Source organism: Nonomuraea mesophila, from assembly GCF_004352805.1.
Classification (GTDB): Bacteria; Actinomycetota; Actinomycetes; order Streptosporangiales; family Streptosporangiaceae; genus Nonomuraea; species Nonomuraea longispora.
On record NZ_SMLD01000003.1, the window covers coordinates 89,246 to 110,037 of the forward strand.

16 protein-coding genes are annotated in these 20,792 nt (G+C 73.0%); 8 read left to right on the top strand and 8 right to left on the bottom strand.

Annotated elements, in window-relative coordinates:
- Positions 1-22: 22 nt before the first annotated feature.
- Entirely contained in the window at positions 23-703 is a 681-nt protein-coding gene (locus E1295_RS02215) for a GntR family transcriptional regulator (RefSeq protein ID WP_132627942.1), read from the bottom strand.
- Positions 704-760: 57 nt separating this feature from the next.
- On the opposite strand from E1295_RS02215, the gene E1295_RS02220 reads away from it, so the two are divergent.
- The 4 genes from E1295_RS02220 (at position 761) to E1295_RS02235 (ending at position 5,287) form a co-directional block, all read left to right on the top strand.
- Entirely contained in the window at positions 761-1,510 is a 750-nt protein-coding gene (locus E1295_RS02220) for an HpcH/HpaI aldolase family protein (protein WP_132627943.1), read from the top strand.
- A gap of 13 nt (positions 1,511-1,523) precedes the next feature.
- The gene (locus E1295_RS02225; RefSeq protein ID WP_132627944.1) at positions 1,524-2,249 is read left to right on the top strand and encodes a sulfite exporter TauE/SafE family protein; all 726 of its coding nucleotides are present in this window, start codon (positions 1,524-1,526) and stop codon (positions 2,247-2,249) included.
- Between the two features lie 191 nt (positions 2,250-2,440).
- A complete protein-coding gene (locus E1295_RS02230) occupies positions 2,441-4,399 on the top strand; it encodes a sialidase family protein (protein WP_220448506.1) in 1,959 nt (652 codons plus the stop codon).
- 198 nt (positions 4,400-4,597) lie between these two features.
- Positions 4,598-5,287, top strand: coding sequence for a FadR/GntR family transcriptional regulator (locus tag E1295_RS02235; protein ID WP_132627945.1), 690 nt, complete (start codon positions 4,598-4,600; stop codon positions 5,285-5,287).
- A 19-nt stretch (positions 5,288-5,306) separates the two neighbouring features.
- On the opposite strand, the gene E1295_RS02240 is transcribed toward E1295_RS02235, so the two are convergent.
- The 7 genes from E1295_RS02240 to E1295_RS02270 all read right to left on the bottom strand — a co-directional run bounded on the left by E1295_RS02240 (position 5,307) and on the right by E1295_RS02270 (position 15,499).
- Entirely contained in the window at positions 5,307-7,886 is a 2,580-nt protein-coding gene (locus tag E1295_RS02240; RefSeq protein ID WP_132627946.1) for an FtsX-like permease family protein, read from the bottom strand.
- Positions 7,883-11,065: an ABC transporter permease gene (locus E1295_RS02245; RefSeq protein WP_132627947.1), complete on the bottom strand. Its 3,183-nt coding sequence runs from the start codon at positions 11,063-11,065 to the stop codon at positions 7,883-7,885. The genes E1295_RS02240 and E1295_RS02245 overlap by 4 nt, the downstream gene beginning before the upstream one ends.
- A gap of 121 nt (positions 11,066-11,186) precedes the next feature.
- Positions 11,187-12,497 (bottom strand): family 43 glycosylhydrolase, encoded by a 1,311-nt coding sequence (locus tag E1295_RS02250; protein ID WP_132627948.1) that lies wholly within the window; start codon positions 12,495-12,497, stop codon positions 11,187-11,189.
- Positions 12,498-12,748: 251 nt separating this feature from the next.
- Positions 12,749-13,507: a class I SAM-dependent methyltransferase gene (locus E1295_RS02255; RefSeq protein ID WP_132627949.1), complete on the bottom strand. Its 759-nt coding sequence runs from the start codon at positions 13,505-13,507 to the stop codon at positions 12,749-12,751.
- A 113-nt stretch (positions 13,508-13,620) separates the two neighbouring features.
- Positions 13,621-13,968 (bottom strand): SDR family NAD(P)-dependent oxidoreductase, encoded by a 348-nt coding sequence (locus E1295_RS02260; protein WP_246079791.1) that lies wholly within the window; start codon positions 13,966-13,968, stop codon positions 13,621-13,623.
- 163 nt (positions 13,969-14,131) lie between these two features.
- Positions 14,132-14,974, bottom strand: coding sequence for a universal stress protein (locus E1295_RS02265; protein ID WP_132627951.1), 843 nt, complete (start codon positions 14,972-14,974; stop codon positions 14,132-14,134).
- A 54-nt stretch (positions 14,975-15,028) separates the two neighbouring features.
- Positions 15,029-15,499: a CBS domain-containing protein gene (locus E1295_RS02270; protein ID WP_132627952.1), complete on the bottom strand. Its 471-nt coding sequence runs from the start codon at positions 15,497-15,499 to the stop codon at positions 15,029-15,031.
- Between the two features lie 194 nt (positions 15,500-15,693).
- Between E1295_RS02270 and E1295_RS02275 the strand changes: the two genes are divergently transcribed.
- The 4 genes from E1295_RS02275 (at position 15,694) to E1295_RS02290 (ending at position 20,738) form a co-directional block, all read left to right on the top strand.
- On the top strand, positions 15,694-16,284 hold the full coding sequence (locus E1295_RS02275) for an RNA polymerase sigma factor (RefSeq protein ID WP_132627953.1): 591 nt from the start codon (positions 15,694-15,696) through the stop codon (positions 16,282-16,284).
- Positions 16,281-17,252: a CU044_5270 family protein gene (locus tag E1295_RS02280; RefSeq protein WP_132627954.1), complete on the top strand. Its 972-nt coding sequence runs from the start codon at positions 16,281-16,283 to the stop codon at positions 17,250-17,252. The genes E1295_RS02275 and E1295_RS02280 overlap by 4 nt, the downstream gene beginning before the upstream one ends.
- A 233-nt stretch (positions 17,253-17,485) precedes the next feature.
- The gene (locus tag E1295_RS02285) at positions 17,486-18,499 is read left to right on the top strand and encodes a zinc-dependent alcohol dehydrogenase (RefSeq protein WP_132627955.1); all 1,014 of its coding nucleotides are present in this window, start codon (positions 17,486-17,488) and stop codon (positions 18,497-18,499) included.
- Positions 18,500-18,578: 79 nt separating this feature from the next.
- The gene (locus E1295_RS02290; RefSeq protein ID WP_132627956.1) at positions 18,579-20,738 is read left to right on the top strand and encodes a DUF6351 family protein; all 2,160 of its coding nucleotides are present in this window, start codon (positions 18,579-18,581) and stop codon (positions 20,736-20,738) included.
- Positions 20,739-20,792: the final 54 nt, after the last annotated feature.

Genomic DNA, 20,792 nt, shown 5'->3' on the forward strand with positions numbered 1-20,792 from the left:
GGTGGCCCGGGGGCCGCGCCGGTCACCTCAGGTGGGAGACGACCGTCTCGTCGGGGCGCAGGTGGTGCCGCAGGGTGCGCTCGGCGGTGTCGAAGTCGTGGTCGGTCAGCGCCTTCAGCAGGGTGCGGTGCTCGGGAGCGATGACCTCCAGGCGTTTGGGGCGCAGGGACACGGCGCTGACCGCGATGCGCTGGTGCCGCGGCTGGAGGCTCGTGTAGAGGTCGATCAGGATGCTGTTGCCGGTCGCCTTGACGAAGGAGAAGTGGAAGAAGAAGTCCATCTTCGCGTGTTCGGCGATGGCGTCGCGGTCACCGGCGCGCACCCGCGCCACCCGCTCGGGGTCCTCCATCCGGTCAAGGTGCTCCGACAGCCAGTCGGGGATGTCGATGTTCTTGTCGCAGAGGATCCTGAAGCCGTGGAGCTCCAGCAGCAGCCGCATCTCGTAGGTCTCGAAGAGCTCTCCGGCCGTCACGCGCCGCACCTGGGCGCCCCTCCTGGGGAGCAGGTCGATGAACTTCTCCGCGGCCAGCCGGTGGAACGCCTCACGGACGGGGGTCCGTGACACCCCTGCCTCGTCACAGACGAGCTTCTCCTCGAGGAACGTCCCCTCCGGGATCCGCCCGCTGAGGATCGCCTCCCGCGTCCACTGGTAGGCACGCTCGCCGGCCGTGATCGCCCGGCTCTGGCCGAGTGACTGATCCATGCCACCCCCTCACCCTATGTATACACAGTGTATACCAAACCTTGCGAAGGAGGTCCCATGACGCAGGACAGAAGGTACGCCGCCTGGTTGTCCAGCCCTGGTTTCGCCACGGCCGAGATCGTCGCCGGACTGGGCTACGGCGCCGTGGTCCTCGACATCGAACACGGCGTGTTCGATCTCGCCGCCCTCGACCGGTTCATCCCGTTCCTCCGGGGGCTGAACCTCGAGGTCCTGGCGAAGGTGCTGGGGCCGGAGAGGGGGCCGATCCAGCAGGCTCTCGACTTCGGCGCCACCGCCGTCGTCGTACCGCACGTCGAGAACGCCGCGCACGCGGCCGCCGTCTGCGCGTACGGCAAGTTCCCGCCGCTGGGCGACAGGAGCTTCGTCGGGGGCAGGACCACGCGGTACGGCGGCCACGACGACGACTGGATCGCACGGCAGGACCGCGAGACCCGCGTGTACCCGATGATCGAGGACGCCGGAGCCATCGAGCAGATCGTCGACATCCTGGCGCTCCCCACGGTCGACGGCGTCTTCGTCGGGCCCAGCGACCTGTCCATGCGGCGCGGGCGGGGCGCCTACACCCGCTCCGAGAGCGACTTCACCGACCTCAGGCACGTGGCGAACACGGCCCGCGCCGCCGGCAAGCCCTGGGTGCTGCCCGCCTGGTCCGCCTCGGAGAAGGCGTTCGCGCTCGAGAACGGAGCCGACCAGCTCGTCCTCACGATGGAGCACGGCGCTCTCATGGCCGGGTTCGGCGCGGCGCTCGACGAGACGAACGCCCTGGCCGCCGCCGGCCGCCCCTGATGGCGGGAGCACGATGACGACGCTCGTCGCGGGGGTGGCGCTGATCGCGACACTGGCGGCCTTCGCCCAGGCCCTGAGCGGCTTCGGCTTCGCCCTCGTGGCCGTACCGCTCGTGACGCTTCTGACGGGACCCCAGACCGCCGTCACGGTGGTGACGGCCCTGGGATGCCTGCTCGCGCTCGCCATGGGCGTCCAGGAGAGGCGCCACGTGGTGGGACGGACCGTGGCCCTGGTGACGGGGGCGGGGCTCGCGGGCATGCCGGTCGGCCTGCTCGCGGTCACGGCGATGAGCGCACGCTCGCTGTCGGTGTTCATCGCCTGCGTGGTCCTGGCGTTCGCCTTCGTCCTCGCGCGCGGGGCGACGGTCAGGCGCGGGGCCGGCCCGGCGGCGGCCGCGGGTTTCGTCAGCGGGGCGCTGCTGACCTCGACCGGCATGAACGGCCCTCCGCTGGTGGCGGGCTTCCAGGCGATGGGGCTGGAACCCCGCGAGTTCCGCGCGACGCTCCAGGTGGCGTTCTGCGCGTGCGACGCGCTGGCCCTCCTGGGTTTCCTGGCCGTGGGCCGGCTGACCGCGGACAGCCTGCTGCTCACCGCGGCCGGCCTGCCCGGCATGGTCGTGGGCTGGTGGCTGGGAGATCGGCTCTTCGCGCGGACGGACCCGCGACGCTTCAAGAAGATCGTGCTGGCGGTGCTGGTCGCCAGCGCCTGCATGGCCCTGGCCCAGGCGGCTTTCGGCTGAGCACGGCCGCATCGTCACGGCCCGGCCGTCCGCACGCATCAGAGGCACGTCGAGGCCCGGGTCAGGGCTCATCCGGCAGGGACTTCCCTTCAGAAGGTGAACATTCTGCGTTCACCCTCTCTTCAACGTCCAACGTCCGACGTAGGATGTCCTCTCAAATGAGACCTTCTCCTGCCAGGAAGGGCCAAGACATGCAGGATGGTTATCTCCCGGAGGGCCGCACCAGGCGCTCCCGGCGCCGCCGCGCGGGCGCCGTCATGGTGCTCGCGGGCTTACTCGCCACCGTGCTCGGCACACCGGCGACGGCGACAGCGACGACGGAGGCCGGCCCAGGGGCCGGCCCAGGGGCCGGCTCGGGCGCCTCCGGAGCCGGCGCGACCGGCGACACCGCACCGTTCGTGGACGAGCAGGTGCTCTACAAGCAGGGCGACTTCGGATACGCCTGCTTCCGGATCCCCGCCGTCGTCCGTGCCGCGAACGGCACGGTCCTGGCCTTCGCCGAGGGGCGGGTCAAGGACTGCGGCGACGACGAGGACATCGACCTCGTGCTGCGCCGGTCCGCCGACGGCGGGCGGACCTGGGGACCGCTGCAGGTGGTCTCGGAGGGGAACGGCACGACCCACGGCAACCCGGTGCCGATCGTGGACGAGCGCACCGGGCGGGTCGTGCTCGTGAGCACCCACAACGGCGCCGAGCCGTGCCCGGACGGCTGCGACCGCGACCCCTGGGTGCAGGTCAGCGACGACCACGGGGAGACCTGGTCGGCCGCCAGGGAGATGACCGAGGGCAAACGCCCCGAGTGGAACCACTGGTACGCCACCGGCCCGATGCACGGCATCCAGCTCGAACACGGCCCGCACGCCGGCCGGCTGGTCGTCGGGGCGAGTTACGAGAGCTGGGACCGGGTCGGCGAGCACGCCTACGGCACGCACCTGCTCTACAGCGACGACAGCGGGGCCACGTGGAACATCGGCGCCGAGACGTCCTCCGACGACGGCACGATGATCGCCCAGGAGGTCACCGTCGTCGAGCTCACCGACGGGCGGATCTACGCCTCGGCCCGCGAGCGCGGCACCGACGAGGGCAGCAGGGCGTACGCGACCAGCAGCGACGGCGGCGAGTCCTGGGACGCGCCGTTCCGCACCATGCCGAAACTCGCGACGACCGACGTCCAGGGCTCGCTGCTGCGCTACGACGAGGGGCGCGTCCTCTTCTCCTCGCCGATGCACCCGGGCGCCAGGGAGGCCATGGGGATCCGGTCGTCCTACGACGAGGGCCGTCGCTTCGAGACATGGGACGAGGGCAAGGTCTTCCACTGGGGGCCGTCGGCGTACTCGGACATGGTGCGACTCGACGGCGCCGAGGCCGCCCTGATGTACGAGGCCGGCGACGTCTCGCCGTACGAGCAGATCCGGTTCGCGCGCTTCAACGAGTCGTACCTGGAGACGCCGAACGGGGACCCGCCCGGCGTCCCCGGGCCTCCGGCGCCCGGCCCGACGACGCCTGACACGTCGCCGTACCGCAACCAGGCGTTCGTCCGCGGCGGCGCGCAGACCACCGACGGGCGCTTCGGCGAGGGGCTGGCCCTGGACCGGGTGGACGACCGGGTGGAGGTGCCCTTCGACGACTCCATCGACGTGGGCGGGAAGGACTTCACGCTGACGTCCTGGATCAGGTACTCGGAGACGACCGGCGCGCACACGATCCTCTGGTTCCACCGGGTCGACAGGGGCACGAACCCGCCGGCGGTGTGGTTGCGCGCGGAACCGGCGAGCAACCGCATCCGGGCGATCCTCGCCGTCGACCGGTACGACGTGACCGTGCAGTCGGCGAGCGCGTACAACGACGGGCGGTGGCACTTCGTGGTGCTCCAGCGGGCGGGCGACCGGCTGCGGCTCCTGGTGGACGGCGAGGAGGTCTCGTCGGCGGCGGCGCCGGCCGGTTCCGTGACCCTCGGCAAGGAGTTCGGGGTCGAGGGCATCCACGTCGGGCAGCGGCTCGACGGCGCGGACCGCTTCCGCGGGACGATGGACGAGGTGCGCGTCTACCGGCGCGCGCTCTCCGGCGCCGAGCTGGACCTGATCCGCGAGCGGAACCTCCCGATCGGCGGGAAGCTCGGGCTGCGGCTGCTGTTCGACCGCGTCGGCTGATCATGCTCATCGTGGGCGCCGCCGCCGTGGACATCCTATGTCTGCGGCCCGGCGGCGCCCGCGAACGAGCAGCGAACGAGCGGCGGGCGCCCGGTGGCCGCGCCGTGTAATGCGCGTAAAATCTGCCGCACCGCCTGGCCCACGGGGACCGAGAGGTGGGATGTTCGACACGAGGTCTTCGACGAGCCTGGAGGCAGCATGCCCACGCGTGACGGCGCGTCGCTTCAGGAGCGCATCGTCGCCCTGATCCACGAGCGCGGACTGGCTCCGGGGGCGCCGATGCCCACGGAAGTGCAGCTGATGGACCTGCTCGGGGCGAGCCGCAACAGCGTGCGGGAGGCCGTACGCGCGCTGAAGGCGCTGGGCATCGTCGAGATCCGGCACGGACATGGGACGTTCGTCGGGCACGCGTCGCTCGACGTCCTGAGCCCGTCGCTCGCCTTCCAGGTGCGTGCGGGCCACGGCGGCGGGATCCGCGCGCTGCACGACCTGGTCGAGGTGCGCGAGCTGCTGGAGACGGGGCTGATCGGCCAGGTGGCCCTCGACACCAGCCCCACCCGGCTCGCCGCGCTGGACGCCCTGGTCACCGGCATGGACCGCGACCGCGAAGCCGATCGGGCGTTCCACGCGCTGCTGTACGAGTCGTGCGGCAACGAGCTGGTGCTGCAGCTCATCGGGCTGTTCTGGGACGTCTACCACGAGGTCGAGCCGACGCTCGGGCCGCCGGAGGAGCGGACCGCGGAGATCGTCGTCAACCACCGCCGGATCGTCGCGGCCCTGCGCGCCCGTGACCCCGAGGCCGCCAGGGAGGCGATGCGGCTGCACTTCCGCGACGTCAAGGCACGCATCGCGCGAGCGAAGGCCCGCCCGGTGACCGCCCCGACCTGACCGCGCGCGGGTGCCGGGATCAGGGGTCGTCCACGCGGAGGACGGCGCCGGGCTCGCGGCGGCGGCTCATGGCGGTGTGCACGTACGCCCCGAGCGCGGCGCACACCCCCAGCCCCGCCGCCAGCGCCACGGGAGTGAGCAGCCCCGGCGCGCTGCCGGACACCGGCAGGCCACCGGCGAACGTGGCCACGTCCACGCCGGGCCCGAGCGCGGCGGGCAGGACGAGGCCCAGGGCCAGGCCCACCGGCGCCGTGACGGCGATGACGGGCAACAGTTCGAGCAGGGTCAGCCGCCGGACCTGCCGGTCGGAGAGCCCGAGCGTACGCAGGAGCGAGACCGCCCTCGCCCTCCCGTCGGCCCCGGCGACCAGCGCCAGGACGATCGCCACCAGCGCGTACGCCCCCAGCGCCACGGTCACGACGACCATCGTCGTGCGGACCGTGCCGGTGAGCGGGTCGGCCTGGACGGCGGCCAGCGCGGCCTCCTGCGTCTCCACGGTGGCCGACGGCACCAGCCGCGCCAGCTCGGCGGGCGTGATGTCGCCCTTGATCAGCAACGTGTTGGCGGCGGGCCAGGGCAGCACCGCGCGCGGCACGAGGAGGAACTGCCCGCCGGAGTGGAAGCCGGGCACCGCGTCGATGATCCCCTGGGTGGTGAGCCGTACCGGCGACAGCCACATGATCTCGAAGGCGCCCCGGTCACCCAGGGCGGGCGAGAGCAGCGCGGACGTGTCCCCGGACGGCGCGGGCAGGCCGATGGGCGCGTCCTCGTTGACCCGCCGCCACTGACCAAGGTCGACGGCGACGGCGTACGGCTGCTCCCCCGTGGTCCTGATCTGCACCCGGCCCGTCAGCGCGGGCGCCACCTGCTCGACGCCGGGCGCCCGGCGTACCCGCTCGACGAGGTCTGGCGGGATGTCCGCGGCCGACGTCAGCTTGATCGGCGCGCCCACCTCCTGCCAGGACGCGAGCCGCTGCGTGGTGGTGATCCCGTCGTGGACGACCGCGGCGAACACCGACAGGCTCAGCGCGGGCAGCAGGACCAGCATCGCGAGCGCGGCCGCCGACCGCCCTCTGGCCGCCCCGGCCAGCCCCAGGAACGGCACGGCCGCTCGCCTCCGCGCGGCCAGCCGGACCAGCAGCCGCAGCAGGTACGGGTAGCACCGCAACGTGATCAGCGCGGCCGCCATCGCCAGCGCGACCGGGATCACCAGCAGGAACGGATCCTGCGCGGCGGTGCCGGCCGGCCCACGGGTCCGCGACAGGTACGCCCCCGTCAGCGCGAGCACGACGACCAGCGCCTCCGCCGTCAACCGCCGCGCGGACGGCCTGACCAGGTCGCTCCGCCGCTCCCGCAGCGGCGCACGGTGGACGAGCACCAGGCGTGCCACGGCGAAGGACACGGCGGTGACGACCACGACCGCCGGCCCGAGGTGCACGATCGGCGGCACGGGACCCGGCAGCAGGAACGACAGGGCGTACCCGGCCAGGGCCGCGGGCCCTACCGTGAACGCGGTCACGGTGGCGCCGGCCGCCGCCACCTGCCACAGCGCGGCACCGCGCGCCCGGGCCAGGGCGATCGTGCGCTCCAGCCGGTCGGTCATCAGCCGCACACCGAGCACGATTACGCCGAGCGCCACCGACAGCAGGCCGCCGAGCACGAGGTACATGACGGTCCGCGCGGCCGACAGCTTGGTCAGGAAGCCGGCGAGCAGCTGGGGCAGCCCGGTGACCACGCGGTAGCTGATGTCGCCCGTCCCCTGGACGTCGACCTGCCGCCGGAACTCGGCGACCGCGGCTTCGGCGCGTGGCGCGCCGACAGCGCTCGCGGCCCTCCCGTCGAGGGGAAGGACCCAGCGGTAGGCCAGGGTGCGCGCCTTGCCGGTGAGCGCGCTCAGCCCGTCGTCCGACATCAGCGTCGTGGTGTGGAACTCCTCCGGCCCGTCCGCCGGCACGACCCGGCTGACGTGCAGGACGTCGGCGTCGTGGCTCCAGGAGCGGTCGGCCGGGTCCTTCGGCCGGAACACGCCGACGATCCTCGCGGCGGTGTGCACGCTCTCCCCCAGCATCCTGGCCTGGCCGACGTCCAGGCCCATCCTGGTCACGGCCTCCTCCACGACGCCCACCTCGATGACCGGGATGGTCGCGCCGCGGTAGCGCATGGTGGAGGGCTTGCCGGGCGGGCGTCCCCGTACCCAGTCCACGCGCCGGCCGGCGTCGGACAGCCAGCCGAGGTTGACGAAGGTGCGGCGCGGCCCGACCGCCTCGTCGACGGGCGTGCGGGAGGTCTTGGCGCTGATGTGGCCGCCCCGCCCGGCCAGGGGCCGCAGCGCCGCCGGGAGGAGCCGGCGCCACTGTCCGCCCGCGTCCTCGAACTCCGCGCGTGAGTGCAGCTCACCGGCGGGCCTGGCGGGAGCCGCGGTGACGGTCAGGTCGGTACGCACCGCGACGGTCCCCGCCAGCGACCGGCGCAGCGCCTCGTCGAACGACGCCTGCATCGTCCTCGGCAGCCCGGCGACGAGCAGGCAGGCGACCGCCGTCAGCACGACGAGCAGCGCCGACGTGCCCGCGTGCGCCCGGACGTTCAGGGGGATCCTCACCGCTCCTCCACGATCTGTCCCCGCCACATGCGCCGGGCCAGCACGGCGACGATCGCGACGAGCACCGCCGCCACCGAGGCCAGCATCGCCGCGACGGCCGCCCACGGGATATGGAACAGCACGCCGGGCGTGACCGCCGACGCCTGCCCGGTCAGCACGACGCGCGGGACCACGAGGTTCCCGACGACCACGGCGAGCCCGGTGCCGGCCACGAGCGACAGGCCGATGACGAACGCCTGCTCCGTCGCCAGCATCCCGAACACCTGGCGCGGGCCGGTGCCCAGCGCCCGCAGCACGGCGAACTCGGCCCTCCGCTGCCGCGCGGCGACCACGGCGTTCACCAGGAACCCGAGCACCGCGAAGCCCAGCGCCGCGGCGAACGCCAGGGTCAGAGCCCCCTGTAGCGCGCCGGCCAGCGGATCGTCACGCAGCTTGGCCGCCAGCTCCCGCCGGTCGACCGCGGTCACGTCCCATTGGGGGTTGCGGCGCAGGATCTCGCGCGCGGGCGCGGTGTCGGCGGCGGCGAGCCACCATTCCGTGGCGGGCCTGGACGGTCGCGCCGCGGCCAGCTCGTACGCCTGCAGCGTCTCCCAGTCGGCGAGCACGGCCTGCCCGCCGGGATCGCTCGTCGGCATGCTCGTCACGATGCCGGCCACCCGGATCCGCGTGACGTGCCCGGAGATGCGGACCGTGCCGCTCTCCCCGGCGTCCAGCTTGAGCGTGGCGGCCAGGCCCGGCGTGAGCACCACGGGCAGCGGCCCTGGCGCGCCGGACGCCCTGCGCTCCCCCGGCGCCCCTGGCTCCCCCGGCGACGCGGGCTCTCCCGGCGATCCGGGCTCTCCTGGCGGCCCGGGCTCTCCCGGCGGCCGGAAGGCGATCACGCCTCGCGGGCCTTCGGCTGCCCCGGTCACGGACACCTCCCGGCCGTCCGCGCTGAGCCCGGTCAGCCGCAAACCGTCCTGCTCATCGGCCTGCTCATCGGCCTGCTCCCCAGCCTGGTCCCCCGGCTGTTCCCCTGCCTGGTCCCCGGCCACGAGGCCGCGTACCGACAGCGGATAGGTGATCGTGCCGGTGCGCCCGGTCGTCGGGGCCAGGTCGAGCTCGATCCGGTTGCCGCCCTTCCGCAGGTCCCCGAGCGGCAGGTCGTGCCACACGCCCAGCCCGTCGGAGAGCACCAGCCGGGCCGGCCCGGCGGCGCGCGACTCGACCCGCACGGTGAGGGCGCGCGGCCGTCCCGGCAGTTCCAGCGCGCCGGTCCGGTCCCCGCGGAGGTCGGCGGACAACTGCGTGAGCGTCCGCGCCGACAGGTCGGGACGCAGGCGGAACACCTCGCCGAACCGGTCCGCGTCCAGGGCGAGCAGCAGCGCGCTCTCGCCGCCCACCCCGGTCGGCGCGCGGAAGGCGGGAGAGGCGGCGGTGACGCCGGGCAGCGCCGTGAACGCCGTGCCACGGCCGAGCACCCCCAGCTCGGGCCCCTCGGGCGGCCCCGACAGGCGCAGGTCGGCGGACGCCTGGTGATCGGCCTGGTCGCGTTGGCTGGCCTGCCAGGTGGAGGTGGTGGCCATGGAGACGACGCCGATCGCGATCGCCAGGGTCAGCAGCAGCGCGGGGCCGGCGTACGTGAGCGGCCGCCTGCTGACCTGCCAGGCGCCCAGCGCGGGGGCGAGACCGGGCAGGCGCGAGGTCAGCCGCTCGGCCTGCCGGGACACGCGCGGCACCAGCCGCAGCCCCAGCAGGCCGCCCGCGAGCAGGGCCAGGGCCGGACCGGAGATGATCAGCGGGTCGATGCCGAGCCCGCCCGCCGCCGTCGCGGTGACCGGGGCGCCGTAGCGCTGGAGCTGCCAGATCGCCAGCGCGGCCACCGCCAGCAGCGCCAGGTCCGCGCCCGCGCCCTGGATCAGTCCGCGCCGGCGGCCGCGCCCGCGCGCCGACTGCTCCTCCACGTACGTGCGCCGCGCCCCCGCCACCGCCGGCAGCGCCAGCAGCACGGCCGCGGCCAGCGCGACCCCGGACGAGACGAGGAACGCGGCCGCGTCGGCCTGCGGCGCCAGCCGTACTCCCGAGTCACGGATCCAGGGCAGCATGCCGATCAGCGCGAGCAGCGGCGGGCCCAGGAACGGCGCGATGATCGCGCACGGCACCGCCACCAGCAGCGCCTCACCGCCCGCCAGCGCCGCCAGCCGCGCCGTGCCGGCCCCACGCGAGCGCAGCAGTGCCACCTCCATGCGCCGGTGGTCGGCGAGCAGCCGCGCGGTCAGCATCAGCGCGTACCCGGCCAGCAGCAGCAGCTGCAGCACCGGGATCAGCATCGTGGAGCGGGCCACCAGGGACGCGGTGGCGAGCTGGGTGAGCAGCTCGGGCAGGTCTCCGGCGGTCAGGCAGTTCGCGCAGCCGGCCTCCGCCAGCCGCTCCCCCACCCGGCTCACGGCCTCGGCCAGCGGGCGCAGCCGCTCGGGCGTCAACGCGCCGAGCTCCGGCTCGGCCGTCCACAGCGCCCGCACCCCGGTGGCGAAGCGCGCGACGAACGTCTCCTTGGCCACCATCAGCGGCCCGTACGTGGTGTACTCGCCGCGCTCCACGCCCCGGCTCAGCAGCTCCTCGCCGGCCCAGCGCTCTGCCACGGGGTCGTCGAGCCGGAAGACGCCCACGACGCGGACCCGCACCGGGTCGCCGTCGAGCCGCTCCTTCGTGACGAACTCCCCGCCCGGCTCGAACCCGGTGGCTTCGGCCGCCTGCTCCGAGATCGCCGCCTCGACGACCTGCCCGCCGCTCCTCGGCCACCTGCCCTCGACCGGCCTGGCGTGCCGGTCGAGCCCGTCATGACTGCCGAACCGCAGCAGCTCCGGCAGTTCCTCGCCGTCCTGTCCCGGCATGACGTACGAGTCCGAGCGCAGGCTGGTGGTGACGGCCGGAGGCGCTCCGTAGGCCGCGGCCAGCTCGCCGCGCACCGTCCGGTCGTAGCGCGGGAAGGTCTCGGCGTCGACCTGGGCGCTGATCGTGGTGGTCGTCTGCCCGTACGAGGCCGTCTCCATCGCTCTGCGCACGCCCGCGCCGGCGATGGCGGAGGCGTACATCGTCAGCGCCACCAGCGCGGTCGTCGTCAGCAGGATCGAGCAGAACGCGGCCAGGAGGAGCAGCGGTTCGCCGAGCGCCCGCTTGACGACCAGCGGCCCTCGCATGCCTGCTCTCCTTCCCCGACCATCACACCATCGGTGGCCCGGTGGGACCGGGGCAAGAGCGCGGGCACACCTGATACGCGCGCGTGATCAACGAGCCGCCGGATCACGCCCGGCGGCCGGGTCAGCGGTGGCCGCGGCGCTGGACGTACAGGCGGTGGCCACGCGGGCCGGTCCATTCCAGCCGGACGACCCCGGCCACGGCGGCCTCGTCCCTGCGGGCGGGGTCGGCCCAGTAGCCGAAACGCGGGTTGCGGAAGAACGTCGCCCAGAGCCCTCCGCGATGGTCCTTGAAGATGTTGTTGTGGCCGGCGCCGACGCCCATGGTCCACCGTCGCGAATAGGGACCCTCGAAGCGGTCGGAGACGGCGACGACCGCGTCGTAGTGGTACTGTTCGCGGCCCTCGCCGGCCGGCTCGTAGGCGTGGCGGGTGCTGCCGTCGGGGTTGGCCGACCTGCGGTTCCAGGCGGCGTGCAGCAGGAAGTACTTCCCCGCGTGCTTGAACACGTACGCGCCTTCGAGGTACGGCTCGGGCGTGTACGGCGTCTGCCGGAATTGCGGCAGGCCGGTCACCGGGACGATGTCCTCCATGTCGTCCCTGAACTTGGCGTACAGGTGGTTGTGCAGCACCAGCCAGGCGTCGCGGCCCTCGGTGTAGATGCTTCCGTCGATGTGGTGGTACGCGCCCGGCTCGATGAAGTCGGGCCCGCCGGTGAAGGAGTCGCCGAAGGGCTTGTCGTGGTTGCCCTCCACCAGCCGGTACGGCCCCTCGACCCCGCCCTCGCTCACGAGCAGGAACGAGCCGACCTTGCGGGAGTGGTCGCCCATGCACGCCACGATGTACCACCTGCCGCGGACGTGGTGCACCTCCGGGGCCCAGGCCGCGGAGCGCTTGCCGAACCGCTCGTCGTGCCAGTACTCCTGCCACGGGGCGACCACCATGCGTCCCGGCCGGTTCTCTCCGGCGAACTCGGGCGACCACACCTTGCCCTTCTCGGCGCCGGGCCGGACGCGCGTGGTGTCGGCCAGCCTCCACGGCCCCCGCAGGTCGGAGGCCACCCAGACGAAGATGCCGTCGTTCCATGGGGCCGGCCCCTGCTCACCGGCCGCCCGGGTGGTGCCGGTGGCGACGTAGACCGGACGGCCGTCGACGACGAAGCAGTTCACGTAGGTGTCCCGCATCCAGACCCGTCCGAGCTCCCTGTCGCGGGGGCGCAGTTCGAGGGGGAGCAGGAAGGAGTTGTCCGGGCGCGGCCACAGGTCCTGGCGGGTGTCGGCGAGGCCGTAGGGCTCGAGGTCGGGCCAGTTGGGCGGGTGCCTGCGCGTGGAGGCGGCCTCCGCGCTCGCGGGCAGTGCAGCCGTCCCCAGTACGCCCGCGGCTCCGGCCAGCAGGAACCTCCGGTCCACGTGCGATGCGTCGTCGGCGTCGGTCATCGGTCATGTCCTCTCACGTCGGCCTCTGCCCGGCGGCCGGTCGCCGCGTGGCGGCCCGGGGACGCGGTCCCTTCGTGCCGTGGCCGCGCGGGAGGGCCGCCGATGTGCAGCATGCGGGAAGTCTGCCGAAGACACGTGAATTACGTCAATAAGTCGGAAGAAATAACCCAGAACCGCGAGCACCGGGCCGCCCCCGTCCGGGGACGGGCACCGCGCCGGGCCGCCCCCGTCCGGGGACGGGCAGCGCCGGGCTACGGCCGTTCGAGCGTGAGCAGTGGCTCGGAGAGCTCGGGTGCCGGCGCGCCGGGATCCGCGGCGACGAACCGCTCCAGGCGGCGAAAACCCTCCTCCAGCTCGTCGGGGCTGAGCTGGGCGAAGAACGACAGGGTGCGCAGGCGCAGCCGTTCGAGCATGTCACCGCAGGTGCCGTGGGACGGCACGGTCACCGTACGGAAGCCGGCGACGCGCCATCCGTCCGAGGTGAACATCTCGATGACCTCGTGCAGCGGCTGGAACAGCGCGGCGTCCACCTCGAAACCGCGGGGGAAGTGCTCCAGCCACCACGGCCTGGGATGGTGGTCGCTGAAATTGGCGCGCAGGAGCAGCCGCCCGCCCGGCCTGATCACCCGGCCCAGCTCCACGACCGCCCGCGGCTTGTCCTGGACGTGGTGCCAGGACAGGAACAGCAGAGCGTAGTCGGCGCTGCTTGACGGCACCGGCAGGTCCTCGGCGGAGCCGGCCAGATAGCGCACCTCGGGATGCGGGGACCGCGCCTGCGCGATCTCGCGCATGCGGTCCGCCGGCTCGACGCCGGTGACCGGGCCGAACGTCCGCGCCAGCGCGGGGGTGAACCTGCCGGTGCCTGAGCCGACGTCGAGTCCCGTCAGCGGACGCCGTGCGGGCAGCGCCGCCGCGAAGGCCGCGATCCAGGTACGCAGCTCCGGCCCGGACAGCGCCCGGCCGCGCGCGTAGTCCTGGTACTGCTCCTTATCGTAGTCGATCCGTCTCACAGCGACTCCCGTGCTGTCCATCGAACTGATATATCGACCTGATACATCGGGACGATATGCGGGGAGGTACCATGCCGCAAGAGGGCATGTGCCACCGCGGGGAGGCGTTCGTCCTAGCCGGCGAGATAACCGCCGGTGGCGTCGACGTCGTGGCCCACGACCGGGCTCGCATCGTCCGAGGCGAGGAACATGACGACTCTGGCAATCTCCTCGGCGGCGACGATCCGCCTGATCGGATAGTCCTGGGCTATCTGCTCGTACGTCACCCCGAACGCCTCGGCCGCACGCCGCAACATGGGCGTGTCCACGGCGCCCGGCGCCAGCGCGTTCACCCGGATGCCGTCGGCCGCGTACTCCAGGGCCGCCGCCTTGGTCAGCGACGCGACGGCGTGCTTGCTCGCGTTGTACGGCGCGATCGTGGCCCACCCGCTCCGGATCGCGCCGGCGTGGCCGAAGGGCACGGTCAACCCGCTGCTGGGCGAGTTCGTACGGGTCGTACGCGAGGTCGCCGGCGGTTGACCTCCTCCCCGGTGCGGCGGCGAGCCTGCGCGCCCGGTTCGTGATGGACCACGGGGACGGCGCTTCGGGGACGCGGGAGCCCGGGTGATGCGGCACTCGCGCTGGTCAGGCGCGTACCACCGCCACCGGGCACCGGGCGTGGTGCAGGACGCCCCGGCTGACGGAGCCGAGCAGCATCGAGCCCAGGATGCCGCGTCCGTGCGAGCCGACCACCAGCAGGTCCGCGTTCTCTGACGCGCCGGTGAGCGCGTCCACGGGGTGCGTGGACCGGGTGTCCTCGATGATCTTCACCTCGGGATGACTTTGGGCGAGGGCCGCCAGCCGGTCGCGTACGACCTGGTGTTGCGCCGTACGGATCTGGTCCATGTCGTAGTCGATCACCGGTGCGTACGCGTGCACCGGCAGTTGCCAGGCGTGCACCGCGCGGAGGGCGGCGTCGCGCAGCTCCGCCTGCCGGAAGGCGTAGGCGAGCGCGGGCTCGTTCTGGGGTGCGTCGTCCACCCCCACGACGACCTCCCCGCGTGCCGGGCGGCTCTCGCCGCGCAGGACCACGACGGGGCAGCGGGCATGCCCGGCCACGTGCGTGCTGACCGAGCCGAGCAGGGCGCCGGCGAACCCGCCGAGGCCGCGGCTGCCCATCACGACCTCGGTGGCGTCCTCGGCCTGCTCGCGCAGGACCACGGCGGGTCCGCCCTCGACGACCCGGGTGGTGACCTCGACGGCGGGCCGGCGCTCGCGGACGAGCGCCTCCGCCTCGGTCAAGATGCTGCGGCCCTCGCTCCACAGCAGCTCGGGCAGGGCGATCTTCGAGTACCTGCCGATCGCGTACGGCCCCGGATCCACCGCGTGCACGATCCGCAGCGGCACCCGCATGCGGAAGGCGTCGTCGGCCGCCCATTCCACGGCGGCTCGTGAGGCCATGGATCCGTCCACTCCTACGATGATCATGATCTGTGCTCCTTTCGTCGCACGTCACTCCGGTCCCGTCCGCACCCGCCGGGCTCAGCCCCGGGCCGGCGACACGGGCTCCAGGCGGAACGTGCCCGTGACCACCTCGCCGGGCTGGGGCTCGTCCTGATGGACCCGGCCCGCCACGGCCCTCAGCATGTCCCTGGCGGTGATGAGCCCGGCCAGGCCGCCGGTGGACACCACCGGGACGGCATCGCACCCCGCGTCCAGCATGACGGCGGCGACCCGCGTCAGCGGCGTGTCAGGGCAGACGCGGGGCCTGCGGTCCCGCGCCAGCAGGTCGCCCACGTGCCGCTCCGACTGCTCCTGCAAGCTGCACGACCAGGACGCAGCCAGGTCCTCACGCGACAGGACGCCCCATACGTCGTCCTTCTCCACGACGGGGAGGTGATGCACGCCGGCGCGGCGCATCAGCTCCCAGGCCATCAGCGGCGACTCGCCGGGACGGACGGCCACCAGGACGCGGCTCATCACCTGTCGCGCCCTCAGCTCATCGATGCCCATGACTCCTCCTCGACCTGCCGGTCACCCCGTCGCCCCGTGGACCCGTGCTCCCCTCACCTCACGACCCCTCGCCCCACGACCTAGGACAGGCTTCACAGGTCTCATGCCCAGCACGTCAGGAAGCAGACGGCCTGGTCATACGGCAAGGTTGAGGCCGCCGAGAACTCGATTCACCCCATCGGGAAACAGCAGGCATGACACGAACACCACCGGAGGAGATGGTCGAGGCGGACGACGCCGACCTCATTCGCCGGTCGATCGACGATCCCGAGCAGTTCGCCGGGCTGTTCGACCGCTACGTCGAGCAGATCCACCGCTATGTCGCCCGGCGGCTGGGCGTGCAGGCGGCCGACGACGTCGTGGCGGAGACGTTCCTGACCGCCTTCCGCTGCCGCGCGGCCTACGACCACGCGCAGCCGCTGGCCCGGCCGTGGTTGTACGGCATCGCGACCAACCTCATCGCCCGGCATCGGCGCGACGAGGAGCGCTTCCTGCGGGCGCTGTCACGTACCGGAGCGGAGCCGCCGGCGGAACCGATGGCCGACGCGGTGATCGGCCGCGTCGCCGCGCAGAAGGAGGACCGCCGGCTGGCAGGGGCGCTGACGGGCCTGTCCAGGGGTGATCGCGACGTGCTGCTGCTGGTGGCGTTGGGAGAACTGGCCTACGAGGAGGTGGCCGAGGCACTCGGCATCCCGGTCGGGACCGTGCGCTCGCGCCTGCACCGGGCCCGCAAGAAGGCGAAAGCCGCCCTCGGCACCGGCCATGAGACGAGACAGGACACATGATGAACGAGTTCGGACAGTTCCTCCACGCCACCCCGCCGATCACCAGCGAGGCGAGAGAGTCGGCGCGCGCTCGGTTGCAGGTGGCGATGCGCGAGCCGGACGCGCGCGGTTCGGTTTCCCCGCCGCCGCGGCGCAGGCCGCGCCTGGCCTGGCGGCTGGCGCTGGCCGCATCGGTCGCGGTGGCCGTCGCCTCCGGTGTCCTCTTGACCCGCGCGGGCGAACCCCCTGCGACGGCCCCGGTCGCCAGTGTCCGGGATCTCGGCGACAAGGCCGCCGAACGTGCCGAGACCGACCCGTACACGACCACTCCTTCGTCGGGCCGGTGGCTCTATGTGAAGCAGATCATCGCTCCCGTCAAGGAACCGGACCCCGAGGTGGATCGCGACAAGCGGATGACTCTGGAGACGTGGCACAGCCTGGACGGCAAGCAGACCGCGCTCGACGACGGCACCGGCAAGATCGTCATCGAGAAGGCCGGCGCCGGCGTGACGGCCGAGGACCTGGCCCGGGCACCGGTCACTCCCGAGGAGATGATCGCCAGGGTCGGGGCGGTGGTCGACGCGACCCCCGTCACCGAGTTCGACGACATCAGCGCGACCAGAGCGGAGCGGATCTTCCAGCGGATCTCCGAGCTACTGGCCGAGCAGCCGCTGGTCCCCGGCGTGCGGGCCGCGTTGTTCCGGGCGCTGCCCACGATTGAGGGAACCAGCGTCAAGCAGGACGCGGTCGACGCGGCGGGCCGCCACGGAATCGCATTCGTCTACACGGGAACGTGGGTGCGCTCCGAGATCATCGTGAGCGCTCAGGACTACCGGCTCCTGGGCACATACCGCGAAAGCGTCGCCGATCGCACGTACGACCTCCATCTTGCCGGAATCCCGCCGCGTACCGTCACCGCCGGCACCCCTCTGACGTGGAGCGCACGCATGGAGACCGAGGTCGTCGACAAGCCCGGCGACCAGCCGTAGTGACAGGCCTGCGGGGCCGCAGCGCCGCCGGAACCGAGGCGCGGCGTTCCGGACGATGGTCTAATGTCCGGAACGTGGCCGGGTCCCGCAGGCGCCCGGCGTCCCCGCTCGACCGGGTTGGAGGAGATGGTGGGCACCAGACCGGCGACGCGGGGTGCGCACGTTCGCCCCGCACGTCACCCGCGCGGCTCCGACAGCTTTCAGCCGTACGTCACCGTCCCGGGGCTGCGCCGATGCGCGCGCTGGTTCTGACCGGTCCGGGTGAGACCGCCGTGCACGAGGTGGAGCCGCCGGCCGCCGCGCCCGGGGAAGTGGTCGTGGACGTCGAGCGGGCCGGCGTGTGCGGGACGGACGTCGAGCTGTTCACCGGAGAGATGAGCTACCTGCGCACCGGCCGCTCCTGGTACCCGCTGCGCCCCGGCCACGAGTGGTGCGGCCGGGTCTCCGCCGTCGGACCGGGGGTGGACGGCGGCTGGCTCGGCCGCCGCGTCACGGGTGACACGATGCTGGGCTGCGGGAGTTGCGAGCGCTGCCGCGACGGCCGCCATCACGTCTGCGCCGGCCTGGCCGAGATCGGCATCAGCCGGGGCCGCCACGGCGCGCTGGCCGAGCAGCTCGCGGTGCCCGCCACGGCCCTGCATCCCCTGCCGGACACCGTGGACCCCGCGCTCGGCGCGCTCGTCGAGCCCGGAGGCAACGCGCTGCGGGCGGTCCGCGCCGCCGTGCTCGACCCCGGTGAGCGGCTGCTGGTCCTCGGGACGGGCACGATCGGCCTGCTCGTGGCGCTGTTCGCGGACGCGCAGGGGATCGAGGTCCATCTGATGGGCCGCGACCAGGAGAGCCTGTCGCCGGTCCGCCGGCTGGGCTTCGAGCACGTCTGGACCCGTACGTCGCTTCCGCCACTGCGCTGGGACGCCGTCGTCGACGCCTCCAACGCGGCCGGGCTGCCCGCTCTCGCGGCGCGGCTCGTGGAGCCCGCCCGGCGCGTGGTCTGCATCGGGCTGGCCGGCGTTCCGTCCACGATCGACACGCGCGAGCTGGTCCTCAAGGACGTCACCGCCGTCGGCATCCTGGGCGGCTCCGCCGGGCTGGAGGGCGCCATCGCCGCCTACGCCCGTGGCGCGGTGGACGCCCGCCCGCTCGTGGCCGCCACGGTGGGCCTGGCCGGCACCGCCGGCGTCCTGGCGGGCCGCCGTCCCTCCGGCGCCGGTCCCGGCCCGAAGATCCACATCGATCCCCGGCGCTGACCCCCTTCAGCCGAAGCTTCGTCGGGACCGACCGACGGGATCTATGGCGCATTGATCGTTTATGACGTAAAAAGCCCATATGAGATCGTTTGTACGCCGGTTATCCTCACTGCCGGCTGCCGTCGTCGTCGCGACCGCCCTCGCCTCGGCCCCGGCGACCGCCGCGGACCCGAAGGGGGGCGACGGGCTCGCCTTCACCGTGCTCTCGTCGCGCCCGCAGGTCGTGTCGGCGGGGAACGCCCTGGTCCGCCTCGACATCCCCGACGACGTCGCCGCCAAGAAGGTACGGGTGAAGCGCGACGGGAAGGACGTGACCGCGAGCTTCCGTGCCGTCGACCGGGGCCGCGCACTGGAAGGACTGGTGACCGACCTGCGGACCGGGCGCAACGTCCTCACGGCGACGGCGCGTGGCGTCCGGGCGGCGCACATCGTTCTCGACGACCATCCGGTCACCGGGCCGGTGTTCTCGGGACCGCACGAGCAGCCGTTCGTCTGCGACACCGAGGCGTTCACCACGGTGACCGGGGACAAGCTCGGCCCGCCGGCGGACGAGAACTGCTCGATCGCCACCCGCGTCGACCACGTGTACCGCACCACGGCCGGGAAGTTCGCGCCGTTGCCCGCGGACCGGACGCGCCCGGCCGATCTGGCCTGGACGACGACGAGCGACGGCCGCCGGGTGCCGTACATCGTGCGGGTGGAGACCGGCACCGTCAACCGGGCCGTCTACGAGATGTCGATGCTGGCCGACCCCGAGGCCGCCGAGCCGGATCCGTGGCGGCGCTCGCCCGGCTGGAACGGCCGGCTGATCTACACCTTCGGCGGCGGCTGCTCCAGCGGCTGGTACATCCAGGGGCGCAACACCGGCTCCGTGATGGACGACAGGATGTTGCGCCAGGGGTACGCCGTGGCGTCTTCCTCGCTCAACGTCTTCGGCAACAACTGCAACGATCTCCTCGCCGCCGAGACGATGAGCATGGTCAAGGAACGCTTCATCGAGGCGTACGGCGCTCCCAGGTTCACCATCGGCTGGGGCTGCTCGGGCGGGTCGTACCAGACGCACCAGATCGGCGACAACTATCCCGGCCTGCTCGACGGCATCGTCTCCGGCTGCAGCTTCCCCGAGGTCGGCTTCGCCACGGTCAACACCATCACCGACGCGCGCCTGCTCGACCACTACTTCCGCGAGGTCGCGCCCGGCGCCTTCAGCCAGGAGCAGCAGCAGGCCGTCTCCGGTTTCGGACGGTGGGAGAGCATCGCGAACCTCGCCGGGGGCGGCGGCCGGATCGACCCGCGGATCTTCTGCCCGGGCCAGTTGCCCGAGTCGTCGCGCTACCACCCGGACGACAACCCGGGCGGCGCCCGGTGCGACGTGTACGACCACACCGTCAACGTCTACGGCCGCGATCCGCAGACCGGGTTCGCCCGCCGTCCGCTGGACAACACCGGCATCCAGTACGGCCTCGGCGCCCTGCGTGACAAGGCGATCACGGTCGAGCAGTTCCTCGACCTCAACGAGGGGATCGGCGGTTTCGACGCCGACGCGAACCATGTGCCGGGGCGCACGGAGGCCGACCTGGCAGCGACGCGGGCGGCGTACCGGAGCGGGCGGCTGCTCAACGCCGGCGCCGGCCTGGCGCGCATGCCGATGATCGACTACCGCGCCTACACCGACGACGCGCAGGGCGGGGACATCCACATGCGCTTCCACTCGTTCTCCACCCGGGAGCGGCTGCAGAAGGCGAACGGCACCCACGCCAACCAGGTCATGCTCGTCGAGGACAACCGGTACGGCGGGTTCTCGCTCAACAGCCCCGTCCTGCTCGACGCGCTGACCCAGATGGACCGGTGGCTCACCGCGATCGGCGCCGACCACCGTCCCGGCCGCCCGCTCGACAAGGTGGTGCGGAACAAGCCACGCGAGCTCACGGACGCCTGCTGGACCCGCGACCCCGAACCCCGCAAGATCACCGAACGCCAGGTCGCCGGCAACGGCACGACCACCTGCAACACGCTGTACCCGGTGTGGACCTCGCCGCGGCTCGTCGCGGGCGCCTCGATGGCGGGCGACGTCGTCAAGTGCCGGCTCCGGCCGGTCGATCCCGCCGCGTACGGGACTCCTCTGACGGAGCCCCAGCTCGACCGGCTGCGGAAGATCTTCCCCGGCGGGGTCTGCGACTGGAAGGCGCGAGGGATCGAGCAGCAGGGCCTCGCCGGCACCTGGCAGTCGTTCGGATGAGGTGAGTACGGCCGGTTGACCCCTGGGGCGCCCTTCCCCGCCGGCGCCCCCGGC

Excerpts from the sequence above, each read along its gene's own strand:
- E1295_RS02215 (WP_132627942.1), bottom strand. The coding sequence starts at position 703 with ATGGATCAGTCACTCGGCCAGAGCCGGGCGATCACGGCCGGCGAGCGT.
- E1295_RS02220 (WP_132627943.1), top strand. The coding sequence starts at position 761 with ATGACGCAGGACAGAAGGTACGCCGCCTGGTTGTCCAGCCCTGGTTTC.
- E1295_RS02225 (WP_132627944.1), top strand. The coding sequence starts at position 1,524 with ATGACGACGCTCGTCGCGGGGGTGGCGCTGATCGCGACACTGGCGGCC.
- E1295_RS02230 (WP_220448506.1), top strand. The coding sequence starts at position 2,441 with ATGCAGGATGGTTATCTCCCGGAGGGCCGCACCAGGCGCTCCCGGCGC.
- E1295_RS02235 (WP_132627945.1), top strand. The coding sequence starts at position 4,598 with ATGCCCACGCGTGACGGCGCGTCGCTTCAGGAGCGCATCGTCGCCCTG.
- E1295_RS02245 (WP_132627947.1), bottom strand. The coding sequence starts at position 11,065 with ATGCGAGGGCCGCTGGTCGTCAAGCGGGCGCTCGGCGAACCGCTGCTC.
- E1295_RS02250 (WP_132627948.1), bottom strand. The coding sequence starts at position 12,497 with ATGACCGACGCCGACGACGCATCGCACGTGGACCGGAGGTTCCTGCTG.
- E1295_RS02265 (WP_132627951.1), bottom strand. The coding sequence starts at position 14,974 with ATGATCATCGTAGGAGTGGACGGATCCATGGCCTCACGAGCCGCCGTG.
- E1295_RS02270 (WP_132627952.1), bottom strand. The coding sequence starts at position 15,499 with ATGGGCATCGATGAGCTGAGGGCGCGACAGGTGATGAGCCGCGTCCTG.
- E1295_RS02275 (WP_132627953.1), top strand. The coding sequence starts at position 15,694 with ATGACACGAACACCACCGGAGGAGATGGTCGAGGCGGACGACGCCGAC.
- E1295_RS02280 (WP_132627954.1), top strand. The coding sequence starts at position 16,281 with ATGATGAACGAGTTCGGACAGTTCCTCCACGCCACCCCGCCGATCACC.
- E1295_RS02285 (WP_132627955.1), top strand. The coding sequence starts at position 17,486 with ATGCGCGCGCTGGTTCTGACCGGTCCGGGTGAGACCGCCGTGCACGAG.
- E1295_RS02290 (WP_132627956.1), top strand. The coding sequence starts at position 18,579 with ATGAGATCGTTTGTACGCCGGTTATCCTCACTGCCGGCTGCCGTCGTC.